The following is a 12912-nucleotide window of genomic DNA, read 5'->3' as shown; positions in this document are numbered from 1 at the left end:
CACCCCCTTACTCAAACAAGCCTGCAATATCAGCCTGTATTTTATCCTCAAGTGCCTTGATCTCGCTTAAAATCACACTGCTTTCACGCAGTGGAACATATTTATAAAACTGCCGTGTAAAAGGAATTTCATATCCCTTTTTTGTTTTGCTCTCATCAATCCATGCATCGGGCACATGGGGCAAAACCTCCTGTGTAAAATACTCCTGAATATCCTTTTTTAAAGGAATGGTTTCATAATCACGCAGAGAAGTATTCGCAACCTGATTGCCCTTGGCATCCAAATAGATTGTGCCGTTTTCATCTTCTGCACTAAGTACATTATAAAGCAGGATTCTCTGTTGAATCACAGTTAATTTATGCTTTTTCACTATCGGTTCAATCAATGCCTTAAACTGTTTTTCATTGGTATAAACTTCATCGCCCAAGGCCACTAAATCCTTTTTCAGGTCTATCATCTCTTGTGGCATTGGCTGACCATCTAAATCATTTTGCGACCAGCTCCATGTACAGCTTTTCTTTCTCTGAAAAACAATAGGTAAGTTATAAACACGATCTTCACAGCAGGAAAAGTTGTATCTGACGGGGCGTTCGACTGTAACTTTCCAGTATCCAAAATCTTCATTATCAAAGATTTTGCTATATTCATTGGGTAAAAAGTCTTTGTGGATACCCACAATCTTATTAATTTGTGTGTCGGTAATCTGATTTCGTTTGCTCCCCAAAGATTTACGCATCTTTTCAAAGAAATTTGTAGCGTCAATAAGCTGTATTTTGCCTTGGCGCAACTTGCTTTTACGATTGGCAACAATCCAGATGTAAGTTGATATGCCGGTGTTATAAAACATCTGATCAGGGAGTGCCACAATGGTTTCCAACCAGTCATTTTCAATAATCCAACGGCGAATTTCACTTTCGCCACTTCCTGCATCACCGGTAAACAAGGGAGATCCGTTAAACACAATAGCAATACGGCTGCCACCTTCATCAATGGGCTTCATCTTACTAATCATGTGCTGTAGGAATAAGAAAGAGCCATCAGAAATACGAGGGATTCCTGCACCGAACCGCCCGGCAAACCCCAGCTTTTCGTTCTCTTCTTTGATTGCCTTATCATACTTTTTCCACTCCACACCAAAAGGGGGATTACAAAGCATATAAGAAAATGTCTTTCCTGTTGTTCCGTCTTCAGTGAAACTGTTTCCACGATAAATGCGGTCATACTGTTGCCCTTTAATCAGCATGTCCGATTTGCAAACAGCATAGGTCATAGGGTTCAGCTCTTGCCCGTAGCAATCCACATAAATTGTCTGATTAAGTGACTTTAGATAGTCAGAACCAATTGCCAGCATGCCGCCCGTACCCGCAGCTGGATCATACAAGGAGGTCATTTTGCCATCTTCAGAAAGCTCAGAACCATCCTCGTTAAAAATGAGTGACACCATTAACCGAATAACTTCACGAGGGGTAAAGTGTTCACCTGCAGTCTCGTTAGAAATTTCCGAAAAACGGCGTATCAATTCCTCAAAGATATAGCCCATCAAATCATTGGGTACCCTTTCAGGACTCAAATCAATTTCATCGGCGTACTTGGAAATAATCAAGTATAGTAAACCAGCCTTATCGAGCCGTTCGATTTGAGCGTAGATATTAAATGCCTCCATAATTTCCTGCACATTAGCAGAAAAAGATGTTATGTAGTCACGTAGATTTTCTGCAATATTAGAAGCATCATCTTTTAACTTTTTGAAGGTAAAGTTACTTTTGTTATAGAACTTCATACCCGTGGCTTGCTCAAATAATTTTTCTTTAACCTTATCTCCGAAGTTTGATGTTTTGTCAATTTCCAAGACCTTTTCTTTGGTTGCCAGTAAAACACTATCCAAACGGCAAAGTACAGTAAAGGGTAGAACAACATCACCGTATTCACTCTGCTTATAGTCACCACGAAGTAAATCGGCGATTTTCCAAATAAAACTTGTATACTCATTAATGTTCAGGCTATTCTGCTGGCTCATTTTTTTTATCCTCCAACGCAGTTATTATTTTCTTGATTTCACTTAAAGCGGCAGGGGTGATATTTTTTCCTTCAGCTGACCTGAGAATGTTCCACCACTCTTTTCCATCTCCTGTGATTAAATATCTATCAATATCCGGAGGTGCAATCTTTGCGATATCCGAGTATTTATTCAAAAACCCAAGCCTATCTTTTTCAGATAGAAGCAAATTTTCAGACAGACGCAACGCAACTGCTTCCGTAGGAAATCCATCACCTTTTTCGATATCATTTAGCGTTGAAAAATTCATATCGCACTCGGCGGCAACCTTACGAAGTGGGTTCATATCACGGGGCATTTTTAGGCGAAGTTTATTGACCAATGCCCCAAATTTAACTTTATCTTTTCGGGATATTTTCAAGGAAACACCTCCTTTCGAATATGTATGTTGTAAACTTACAACATACATATTATAACAGATTGTTGTAAGTTTTGTCAATAAATGTGGGTATTTGCAATAATAAGTAGCTATTCTTTTTTTCTGTGGTACTGTGTTGCTATGTTACTTTACCTCAGAGCAAGCTTCCCAAAAAGAAATTGACGAAGCACACCAATCGCTAATCCGCAATATAGAAAAGCCAGATTGAAAGCTGGTATTACGTATCATTGACAACAAAAATTCACTTTCTACTGCTCGTGCCAAGGAAAGTTTTGAATGTGGTTTTTGGCTTACATGGCGGTTATTCATACTACTTAATATTTAGGACAAAAGCTGTTTGCTTGAGAATCCTCTTAAAGCAGACGGCTATTTCTATATGGCATAGGAGGCGGAAGAAGATTAGCTGCTCAAAGCGGTAGAAAATGACGATGTACTAAAACGCATACTAGAGCGGTTTATCAATACACTGGGCGACATCATTGCTAAAAATGCAGAAGAAAGATTTTGTGAGAGATTCCGACTTGGATCTCAAATGATAATTAAAATTATCAACCTACCGCAGACCATGTTAAAGGATATAATGGATCAGGAGAATATTATGAAAAGGAAACTACTTATTTTCTGTGTTATAATAGTCGGCATAGGTATCACAGTAACATTCAATCAACAAGTAATGTCAGCAGTAGAATTCTCACATCAAACTACTATTAGCATCACTGTTTCTTTTATATTTCCGATCAATAAGCCAAATTAAGCATATCCTACTTCACCTCCCTCTGTTTCCAATATCTAATTCCACCCCCAGACTATATAACCAGACATTATGTACTATACTTATTGTGTACCATACTTATGTAGCATATTATATTATACATATATATCACTAAACAGGTGTCAAATTTGGACTTGCTAGTGTCATTTTTAGCCTCCAATAAGTCCAAAAATGACACTAGTTTCACCAACTTTGACACCTGTACAGGTTAGAATTATTGAGCTAAAATGATTGTGAAATCAAGTACAAAAAAAATATTATTATGGCCTCTTTTACTATGCTTGATTACGAGGCCCATGTCAACTAACTCCCTCTGATATCTGAGTGCACTGGACCGAGAGCACCCCAACATCTCCATAGTATCGTTTATACTGCATATGACATAGGCTCTCCCCTCATTATCGCATCTCCCTGTCTTTTGAGATAACGCGGTCAAGTCTAACAACATTGCATATAGCACTCTGGCCTCACAACTTAAATTCTGATAGTATTTGTCAGACCACAGACATTTAGGTGCCATAAAAAATTGGAATCGATTAACTCTCTGTCCATAAAAGTAATCATATCTACGCATAATATACCTCCAAAAAAATCACCAACAAATAAATAGTAAAATAAAACAAAAGCAAAGAGAGAGGCTATCGGAGCCCCTCCCTGTCATCATGCAAATCGCTTTCATATTTTTTATTGTTGTTTAGTCAGTTGCGCAAATTTGATGCACCATGTCCTGCATCTATGACCACCACAGGCTTTTCTTTTCCTGTCTTTACACTGATTCCCGCAGCCATTTTTCCGGCACGGCTGGATATGATGTATACCAATACCAGCAAAAGCACTGCCATAAATGGTTCCCATCTTTTTAATTTCACATTTTCTACCCGATACGTTTTCTTAATGAATTATATCTTTCTGCGAATTAAAAAAGAACCGTTCCTGTGACTTTCCCTCTATTCTCCAATCAAAACATTGTAGTCCTTTGTTCCGTCTCTGGTGATCCATTCTAGATACTGGGACAGGATACTTTGATATCCCTCATTCATCCAAAGCTTGTAACCGTTTTTCGCCATGGCCTTATCCCGCATTTCAAACACTTTTCCTGAAGAGCAGGCCACATTCAGCTCCGCATAGACCTTTGCCATCTGTTCTCTCTGGTTGGGAGTCAGATTCTTTAAGGAATCCAGGCGCTCAAATTCATCCTGGGCCTGGTTATAGAATACCTTGCTTAAAAACTGTTTTCCGAATTCATTAAAATTTAAAAGCTCTTTGTTGGTGCTTCCTGTCTGCTTTGCCCAGCCCTCCATGTCAAGGGCCTTTGCGGAGTAGCGGAAGCTGCCGTCGTCTCCATAGTCCAGGAGACCGTACTGGCAGGGCGGTGTGGCTAAGGAGCTGGTGACTATCTCGTAAATTCCAAAATCCTCGCCGGACCGCATGTGATGCTGCACGTGTAAGTGGCCGCTTAAGAACAGAGGTACATCCCAGCTTTCCAACTGATCGATCAACTGCTCACTGTGTTCAATGGTGCAGTCATCTAAATAGACCTCACTTTCGTCGAGGAGATTATGATGGGCCACAGGAATCACGTTCATTCCCAGGTTCCATGCCTCTTCCATCTGCTCCTCAATCCAGTCGTATGTATCATTTCTTATCATTCCTCCCACCAGGTTTCTGGGGTAGTACTGGCATGAGTCCAGCATCAGGGCTCTGGTATAGTCATTGACCTGATATACATAGCTTAAGGAAGCCGGATCGCGGCTGACAGCCTCATTGTAGCCGAAGTTCTGGTAAATGTCTTCAAAATCCACGGCCTCTATGGACTCAATTCCCTCCACGGTATCGCCTGTAAACTTAACAGCATAGGGGTTGTTGATGTCGTGATTTCCAGGAATGACAATGACCGGAATTCCGGCTTCTTCAATCTCCTCCAGCTTTTCGGCAAACTCGATATGGCTTTCCCACTCTCCATTATAAGTTAAGTCACCGCTTAAGATCACCAGGTCGGGCTTCTCTTTTTTTACTTCCTGGATAAATGCATCGGTGATCTCCCAGACGTACTGCATGACTTTTCCGTCCCCGTGTTCTATGCGGTTTTTAAAGCTGCTTTTAAAGTCAGTCAGTTCCCTTGCCAGGTAATGCATGTCAGAGGCGATGATGATGCGGCTGCCGCTGTCATTGATCTCCAGCTCGGTAGTTTCTTCCGGCGTGGTTTCTTCCTCAGAGGAGACTTCCGTTGTTTCCTTTACTGTGGTTTCTACAGGTGCCGTACTCTCTACTGTTGTGCTTTCCGGTTCCGGCTCTTTAAAAGAGCAGCCTGCAAATATGCACATTGCAGTCAGAACTGCTGCCAATACTATCTTTTTTTTCATAACCTGACCATCCTGTCTCTCCCGTTTCATTCTTATTCGTTCTGATCCAGCCGTACCTGGTCCCACAACCCGGACGGCTCAAATCCCAGCTTCCAGCAGGCCACACCTGCCAAATCGTACTTTTCGATTAAATCCATTTTCAGGCCGATGGAGCGCTCTTCTTCCATCCATATCTTTTTAAGGCCTTCTTCTGACTGCAATTCTCCGTAATACTGCCCCAGCTCCTCCTGCCAGTACAGTTCTATCTGGTTTTCATCGATCCATTGCTGCGCCGGTTCAATGCCAAGGGCAGAAGAGGAGGCTTTTCCGTCGTCCCCTTCGGTCCATATTCTGGTGTAAAAGGGAATGGCGTTGATCACCTTTTCCTTTGGCACCTGGGCCAGGGTGTTTTTGATTCCGTTTTCCACATATTCAATGGAAGCTACTGAGCCGGCATCTCCTCCGGCATAATGTTCATCATATCCCATGATGATCACATAATCGGCTACAATTCCCTGTTCTTTTCTGTTGTAGAACTGGGTGCCTGCGGTGGGGACGTAGTTGTCTATGGATAGGACGATTCCTTTTTCTCTGCAGGGGATGGACAGTTCCCGGATGAACTGGACGTAATGAACGCCGGCTTCTTCCTTGATTCCTTCAAAGTCCAGGTTCAGTCCGTCGAGATTGTAGCGCTCCACTTCCGCCATAAGGCCTTCAATCAGTTTTCTTCTGACTGAGGTTTTTGACATGAGGATTTCTGTGTTTACGTCGGTGCTGAAGTTGTTGATGAGAGCCCAGACTTTCAGGCCTTTTTCATGGGCTTTTTTCACGTAATTTATATCGGCTAAGGAGCGGAAGTTTCCTTCATTGTCTGTGAGTTCATACCAGGTGGGGGAAATGACATTGACTCCTTTGGTGTTGGCGATTACTTTGTCGAAAGATGCGTTTCCTTCCGGGCTGGTTACCTGGTGCCAGGCAAGGCAGACGGGCTCTTCCATGGAAATGTTTTTATAAGTTGGCGCTTTAAAGGTGCTTTCTGGGGTCTGGCTGGTTGTTTCGCCAAGGCGCTTGCGTTCTACGTAACCGATGAAGCCATCTTGAGTGCGTACTTTATCCCATTTTTCCATAGACTCTAAAACCGTGACCTGGGAGCCTGGGGTTATTTCGGTGATGATGGGGCTTTTTACTCCGCCTTTTACCCGGATGCTGCCTTCTTTGACTACGGCTGCTTTATTTTCCGGTTCCCAGAGGTTGTTGATGAAAACGCGCTTATATAGGTCCTGGTCATAAATGGACGTTCGGATGTCGGTGTAATTGGCTATTAAGCCTATGGATAAGTAAACGCCGTCCTCATTGACCCATATTAGAGGTTTTCCGGAGGAACCAAGGGTGGTGTGGTCTGCATAGACGATGGTGTCCGGGAGGGCGTATACCAGGAGCTTTTCGTTTTCATCCCAGTAAAAGCGCTCGTTTAAGGTTTGATTTACCCATTCAATGGGGAGGTATGTCTGGCCTTGAAGGTAGAGTCCTTGTTCTTCCTGCAGAGTTTCGTTTAAATAGAGGGCGACCTCGTTTTCTTTTACGTTTAACAGCTCTGATAGGTTGGCTGGTTCCTTTGAGGGGATGAAACGGTCCAGGAAACGGTAACCGAAAAATCCTGTAATTATTAATAAAATTAATCCCAGCGCTGCCAGAACCGGCATTGCTTTCCTCTTCATCTGATTTCCTCCTGGGGTGTATGTGTGGCATAAATTCTTGGGGACTTGTGAGCTCACGGGATTTGGCAGGTCTGTCGTGCGAGGGGTGAAGTCTGTGGCTTCGTGTGCTCGTGGGGACAGGTCTGTCGCGCGGGGGGTGAAGTCTGTGGCCTCGTGTGCTCATGGGGCAGGTCTGTCGTGCGAGGGGTGAAGTCTGTGGCTTCGTGTGCTCGTGGGGCAGGTCTGTCGTGCGGGGCGCGAAGTTTTTGGCTTTTTGAATTTATGCGTGTTGGCTGAGTCCGCAGTGGAGCTCACGAACCCTGCGGCTTCGTGAGCTCACGGGCGTTCGCCCTATGAAGTAGGACACAATAAAATTTTCTTATGTGCGAGCACAACGAAAATTTTATTGTGCCCTGCTTCACACTGCTCATTGCTTTCATGGAGATTATACCACACTTCTCCCCTTTTGGAATTTACATTTTCATTACTTTACATTTTTCCCCTATCCCACCCTGGCGCATCTGTTGACCAGCTTAAGGCTGAAGATGGTATCCCGGTGCGCCCTCTTTTAAAAGTAAGGCTGATTACTTATTATAAACACGGTCAAATCTTATTTCTTTCAACTTTCCGGTTTTCTCATCAGATATGTAATCAGCCATATAAAAACTATCATCCTCCCTTACCTCAAATATTTTGTTCCAATCCTTTTCCGGCAGTTCTTCCCCATCAACGCAAATGGTGATGCCCTGCTCACGATACTTTTTCAGTCCGGCCAGGCACTGTTCCTCTTTCGTGAGTTCCTGACCCAAAGCCTGGTTTTGCTCTTTTTTCATTCATTTTCCCCTGTATTTCTCTTTTTGTATTGTAAATCCGCTCAGTTTTCCTCACTTCCGGAAGAAGACCACAAAGAAACTGCGGTGACATATTTCCTCTCCCGTCATTTAAAAAACTGCTGGTAAAAACATATAACTTCGCCGGTGACAGCAAAGGCGTCTACTGAAACTGGAACTCTCCGTACAGGAATTTTAAGCCTTTTTTCCATATTCTTTCTGGCCTCTTCGCTTCCAAAGGTCACGAGAGTCTCCCAGCTCTTTTCGGTCTTACTCCTCTTTCCTTCAAATTCCAGAAACGCCTCCATCTGCCACTCGCTTAAACTCCCAAGAACAAATTGCCTGTCACATCTTAAAAATTCTCTCAGACTGCCCTGGCTTACGGTTCCATAATCCACAATCATTGCCTGATATCCAGACTTTTTGCACAATAATAAGGTGTCTATCCCCGCTCCTTCATAATAATCCGCCTCCAGAATCCGGCTGCCTCCATTCAAGTCCTTTTCTTTCCTGCACACTTTTCTCATGTTCAGGAAATCCCCATGGCTGTTCCACTCCAGGACTGCGCACCGCTTTCTCATGACCCCGCTTAAATATCCGGCTGTCATGACCGCTAAGTGGGTCACCCCAACACCTGAACAGGTTCCTATGATCCCAATGATTTCCTGATCCTCCGGTATCTTACGGGGAATCAGGCTTTTCCATAGCGCTTTTATCTTTCCTTTCATTGGGTTTTATCCTTTCCAGATGATAGGTATATTTCCTTAAACCGTAAGCTGTCTTAGGGCGCATGTTTACGGTCCGGCTTAAAGATCTGTTTGAGAGCCTGTTTAAAAGCCCTCTCAAGCTTCTTCAAAAACTTGTATATGCCGTTTTCTTTCCTGTTTTTACGGTCCCATATTCCTTCTAAAAGCGTTTTATAAAAATCCCTGAGTAAGGGGCTCGCCTCAAAAGGATCAGAATCATAAGGTGCCCGCAGGCAAAGAGAAGGGGCAGCCCCTTCGGGAAGCCTGATCCTGGTTTTCTTGTCTGTGTGGTTGTATACAATTTTATAAGGCACATTCCCTTTGATAATCCGGGCTGCCGCCTCCCAGGCCGCCTGCCTGCTCCATAAACTGGTATCACATACCAGAATCAGAGCATCCGGTCTTTTCAACAGAGCCTGTTCCACATCAGTTCCATAGTCCAGAATCCGTATCGTTATGGGCGGCTCCTTCAGCTTCACGCCCGGCCCGTAATACGGTTTCCATAGGAAGCCCCGGTACTGCATCAGGCCATACTGGTCCCGTTCTGCGCCCGTAAATGCTCCCAGTCCGGTTCCCATGCCGGAGTCTTTCATTTCTGTAAATAGGTTGGGGTATCCGTGATTTTTAAGATAAACAGACAGACCGATGGCGATATGAGTCACCCCGGCTCCAGATTTGCTCCCTGCAAGAGCAATGATAAGAGATGATGATTGTAGACTGTTTTTTGCAGCCGTTCCTGCGCTGCCAAGTTGTTCAAGCCGTTCCTTAAGCTCCTGTGCCGATGAAAAACGGTCTTCCTGACGGGACTTAACGCATCCGTTTATGACTGCGGCCAGATCAGCATCCATGGAGGGCGCCGGCACATACGGCAGTTCAGGAAATATTCCGGAATAAAGATAGTGGAGGACAGCACCAATGGCATAGATATCTGTTCTTTCATCCAGCACTCCATCCTTTAAATACTGTTCCGGAGCCGCACATCCCACGGTTCCGTACCGCTCACCCGCCATATTGGCATCAGCAGGGGAAGCGGCAAATCCAAAGTCAATCACCTTTAAGGTATCGTGGCACAGCAACAGGTTTTTCGGCTGTAAATCTAAATGCAGTATAGGGTTCGGTCCTGCGAGATGCAGGTAGTTTATGATACGGGATAACTGGATTCCATAATAAATGGTCAGTTCCCGCGAAAGATGCCCCTGTTTTTCTACAAGGTCATATAGAGAATTCCCTTCAAGAAATTCTTCAATCAGATAGCTGTAAAATTCGTCTTCTTCTACGTCGTAAATAATTGGGATTCCAGGATGGCGAAGTTCTTTGAGGACCAGTGCCTCACGCCTGATATGTTCATAATTTAGAAAGCTTTTAGGCACCCGCTTGATGGCGCGATACTCTTCAAGCCCAAGATGAACCGCCAGAAAGACAGTCCCTGCCCGGCCGGTTCCCAGGATTTTGCATAGCTGATATTTTCCAAACAGTTTTTGATCAAGAACGCTGCTGACTGCAGCCACCTCCTTTTGCCTGTCCAATATCATCTCTTGTGGTACATTGTAGTATAGTTTATGACATTTTTCAACTATTTTCTGTTAAACTTTTAAAATTCCTAAAATGGGCTCCTTAAACAAAGGCTAGACCTTTAAGGAATTGAGTGCCACTGCTTGGAATTGCAGCAGCGTCACAACCTTTTTATGTAGATGAGAATATAGAAATATTGTTGCTGTGCTAATGGATAATCCGAAAAAGTCGTTGATGAGGTGAACTTTATAGCGAAATAAAAACCCGACAAAAAAAGCACTTTTAATCGTAAAAAACAGGGAATAGAAGAGTGATGAACTCAACTATTCCCTGTAAATCATTCATGTCTAATATATCGTTTAAAATAAAGTATAATGTGGTCGTTTTTCGTTAAATATCCAGTATCTTAACCGGTCATCAAGCACGATACCTGTCAGACACGGCGGCAGCCACAGAGCACAAAAAGGGGACAAATCTGCCCCTCCCTATTCCAGAATCATTTTACTCGTGTTCTAAACCTGTAATTATTAAAAACTCCTCCGCTGTAATCCAGCGGTCTACTGCATTACGAACCATAACCAAGGATCAGAGACCAAATTCATAACAAACCTTTACCTTATCAAATTTACTCATAATTTATACCCCCTCTATATCAATATTGGACATCATGGATATATATGCGAGTTGAGCCTTTACTACCGCCAACTCCTTTTCCAATATATTTTCCTTTGAAGGTGTAAACAATATCTTATGATTATCAGGATCTGACACAGCCACCCCTTCTATCAAAGCACCTTCTGGCACCTCCTGGTACAGCCCGCGTAGTTCATTAGGAATATACTGGTTTTCTCCATACCTGACTGCGTAAACGTTGCCCTCTTCATCGTATATGATAAATGCTTTCATAATTAAATCCTCCTATTTTATAAATTCTATTTTTTTAATTACAACAGTCCCCGACCCTGAGGCTCCTTTACTTGCTCTTCGTATTACAAACATCAAAAATAGTTGGCGATTAACATCTAAATTAAATTCACTTACAGGAAAAATCAGCTCCTCGAATACTCCGGCATAAGCATTACCTGAATGAGTCGCACGGGTGATGTGGCCTACGTTTGGGGTCGAGTTTGCAAGCCATTCCTTTGACGTGGTTAACAAACTCGCCTGTATAGTTAAACCAACATATCCCCAACTGCCATTTGTTACTGTACTTGATACTGTAAGTTGGATTGCGGAAAAGGGAGATAAGTTAATTGATCGTGTGCCTCCTACTGACCTTATGGCAGTTACATCCCAAGGAAAGTAACAATCAAAAACTATACCCGTTGTGTTTATAGTCATGGAGGCATAATCTGTGCTTAAGTAGCCATAATCTCGCACCCCTCCGGATAAAACTCCCGAAAAGGTGCCATTTAAAAAGACGTTTGTCCAATTGCCAAATAGCTATAGTCCACAAGCGATCCGACTGTCCCCCCAACATTGACTCCATTTCTCACATTATTAGCCGTAAGGTTTGACACCCCATTCACCACCACATTTCCGGTCATATACTTCCCGGAACTTGCTACCGTCTGCTGAGAGGCAGTAGGGTTAATAATTTGACCTGCCATCGATACAATAGTTCCAGTGTTTTTTACCCCATTAGCATAAAATGTTTCCCCGTTTAGTACTTTATTATTTGTTGCCGTAGCACTAGTCTGACTTGCCAAACTATTAGCGTTTACCGTAAAGGGCTGAGCATGATATCCTCCCTTAACTAAAAAAGAACCACCCGCATTTAAGTTTTGATTTGCTGTAGTTCCATTATCACTCATTATACCAACACCTTTCTCATCATCTGTGTCAGCACCAACATATTCCAACCCATTTAAAACATAATCTTTCGTGACAGTGAGCTCATCAGAACCGATTCCCCCACCGCCACCAATATTAGTAATTCCGCATTTAGCCATTATTTTCTCACCACCTCTACATAATCAATATTCAAATTACTTTTAGGAAGTTTATTTGCTTTTAAAACAAAATTCCCTTCACCAGTGTTACTCTTGACATAAATAAACGCCTTTGAAGCATTCAGTTTACTGTCATCAGCAAAATATATTAAGACTCTGTCATCTTCTGAAATATCACTTGAATGATAAATAAACTCCAAATTACTATCCCAGTCTTCCAATGATATTGTAATATTATCCGCAATCCTAACTCCTGTTAAAAATTCTGTTTTTTCAGCAGAATAAGCATTTGTTTTCTTTTCGTCACCAAGAGCAGTATCATCAATTCCAATCGTATGCTGTGCAACCTCAATGATCATTGCATCAACTCTCTCTTTAAAAAACTTCTGCGTAGCTTTCGTTTCATCTAAAACAACATTAAATTTATCAGCATTAAAAAGAGATTTCTCTAAGTTTGGATACTGGGATTTCAGTTGTGCCATTTTATCAACATCATTGTTTAGCCATGCCTCGTTATACTGTTCAACAACAGGGCGCAATGTGGCAGAGACATCCTGCATATTTGGAAGCATACATATCTCCTCAGGAAAATTACTGCGTGGATATTCTGGATAACTCATTTAATT

The 12912-nt window shown here is 42.7% G+C and carries 13 protein-coding genes; all 13 read right to left on the bottom strand.

What is annotated here, in order from left to right; translation table 11 throughout:
• Window positions 1-7: 7 nt before the first annotated feature.
• The 13 genes from QM657_RS15645 to QM657_RS15585 all read right to left on the bottom strand — a co-directional run bounded on the left by QM657_RS15645 (window position 8) and on the right by QM657_RS15585 (window position 12906).
• Window positions 8-2017, bottom strand: coding sequence for a type I restriction-modification system subunit M (locus QM657_RS15645; protein ID WP_415067635.1), 2010 nt, complete (start codon window positions 2015-2017; stop codon window positions 8-10).
• A complete protein-coding gene (locus tag QM657_RS15640) occupies window positions 2001-2417 on the bottom strand; it encodes a hypothetical protein (RefSeq protein ID WP_415067634.1) in 417 nt (138 codons plus the stop codon). Before QM657_RS15640 ends, QM657_RS15645 begins: the two co-directional genes overlap by 17 nt.
• A gap of 1004 nt (window positions 2418-3421) precedes the next feature.
• The gene (locus QM657_RS15635; RefSeq protein ID WP_415067678.1) at window positions 3422-3727 is read right to left on the bottom strand and encodes a replication initiator protein A; all 306 of its coding nucleotides are present in this window, start codon (window positions 3725-3727) and stop codon (window positions 3422-3424) included.
• Window positions 3728-3905: 178 nt separating this feature from the next.
• Entirely contained in the window at window positions 3906-4076 is a 171-nt protein-coding gene (locus QM657_RS15630) for a hypothetical protein (RefSeq protein ID WP_415067633.1), read from the bottom strand.
• Between the two features lie 78 nt (window positions 4077-4154).
• Window positions 4155-5570 carry a metallophosphoesterase gene (locus tag QM657_RS15625; protein WP_415067632.1) on the bottom strand — a complete coding sequence of 472 codons (1416 nt, stop codon included), beginning with the start codon at window positions 5568-5570 and terminating at the stop codon, window positions 4155-4157.
• 32 nt (window positions 5571-5602) lie between these two features.
• Window positions 5603-7267, bottom strand: coding sequence for a glycosyl hydrolase family 18 protein (locus QM657_RS15620; RefSeq protein ID WP_415067631.1), 1665 nt, complete (start codon window positions 7265-7267; stop codon window positions 5603-5605).
• Window positions 7268-7830: 563 nt separating this feature from the next.
• Window positions 7831-8079 (bottom strand): hypothetical protein, encoded by a 249-nt coding sequence (locus tag QM657_RS15615; RefSeq protein WP_415067630.1) that lies wholly within the window; start codon window positions 8077-8079, stop codon window positions 7831-7833.
• 104 nt (window positions 8080-8183) lie between these two features.
• Window positions 8184-8804, bottom strand: coding sequence for a hypothetical protein (locus tag QM657_RS15610; protein ID WP_415067629.1), 621 nt, complete (start codon window positions 8802-8804; stop codon window positions 8184-8186).
• Between the two features lie 53 nt (window positions 8805-8857).
• Complete coding sequence (locus tag QM657_RS15605) at window positions 8858-10348, bottom strand: serine/threonine protein kinase (protein WP_415067628.1); 1491 nt, start codon at window positions 10346-10348, stop codon at window positions 8858-8860.
• A 487-nt stretch (window positions 10349-10835) separates the two neighbouring features.
• The gene (locus QM657_RS15600) at window positions 10836-10910 is read right to left on the bottom strand and encodes an XkdX family protein (RefSeq protein ID WP_415067677.1); all 75 of its coding nucleotides are present in this window, start codon (window positions 10908-10910) and stop codon (window positions 10836-10838) included.
• Between the two features lie 60 nt (window positions 10911-10970).
• Window positions 10971-11240, bottom strand: coding sequence for a hypothetical protein (locus QM657_RS15595; protein WP_415067627.1), 270 nt, complete (start codon window positions 11238-11240; stop codon window positions 10971-10973).
• A gap of 506 nt (window positions 11241-11746) precedes the next feature.
• Window positions 11747-12286 (bottom strand): hypothetical protein, encoded by a 540-nt coding sequence (locus QM657_RS15590; protein ID WP_415067626.1) that lies wholly within the window; start codon window positions 12284-12286, stop codon window positions 11747-11749.
• Window positions 12286-12906, bottom strand: a complete 621-nt coding sequence (locus QM657_RS15585; RefSeq protein ID WP_415067625.1) for a hypothetical protein — start codon at window positions 12904-12906, stop codon at window positions 12286-12288. The genes QM657_RS15590 and QM657_RS15585 overlap by 1 nt, the downstream gene beginning before the upstream one ends.
• Between the last annotated feature and the right edge of the window lie 6 nt (window positions 12907-12912).

The organism is Lacrimispora sp. (assembly GCF_047605665.1).
In the GTDB taxonomy this organism is placed as follows: Bacteria; Bacillota; Clostridia; order Lachnospirales; family Lachnospiraceae; genus Lacrimispora.
This window is presented reverse-complemented; position numbering and strand designations above follow the sequence as displayed.

Bases quoted from the DNA above. Each gene is read 5' to 3' on its own strand.
- QM657_RS15645 (WP_415067635.1), bottom strand. From the start codon at position 2,017: ATGAGCCAGCAGAATAGCCTGAACATTAATGAGTATACAAGTTTTATT.
- QM657_RS15635 (WP_415067678.1), bottom strand. From the start codon at position 3,727: ATGGCACCTAAATGTCTGTGGTCTGACAAATACTATCAGAATTTAAGT.
- QM657_RS15625 (WP_415067632.1), bottom strand. From the start codon at position 5,570: ATGAAAAAAAAGATAGTATTGGCAGCAGTTCTGACTGCAATGTGCATA.
- QM657_RS15620 (WP_415067631.1), bottom strand. From the start codon at position 7,267: ATGAAGAGGAAAGCAATGCCGGTTCTGGCAGCGCTGGGATTAATTTTA.
- QM657_RS15615 (WP_415067630.1), bottom strand. From the start codon at position 8,079: ATGAAAAAAGAGCAAAACCAGGCTTTGGGTCAGGAACTCACGAAAGAG.
- QM657_RS15610 (WP_415067629.1), bottom strand. From the start codon at position 8,804: ATGAAAGGAAAGATAAAAGCGCTATGGAAAAGCCTGATTCCCCGTAAG.
- QM657_RS15595 (WP_415067627.1), bottom strand. From the start codon at position 11,240: ATGAAAGCATTTATCATATACGATGAAGAGGGCAACGTTTACGCAGTC.
- QM657_RS15590 (WP_415067626.1), bottom strand. From the start codon at position 12,286: ATGGCTAAATGCGGAATTACTAATATTGGTGGCGGTGGGGGAATCGGT.
- QM657_RS15585 (WP_415067625.1), bottom strand. From the start codon at position 12,906: ATGAGTTATCCAGAATATCCACGCAGTAATTTTCCTGAGGAGATATGT.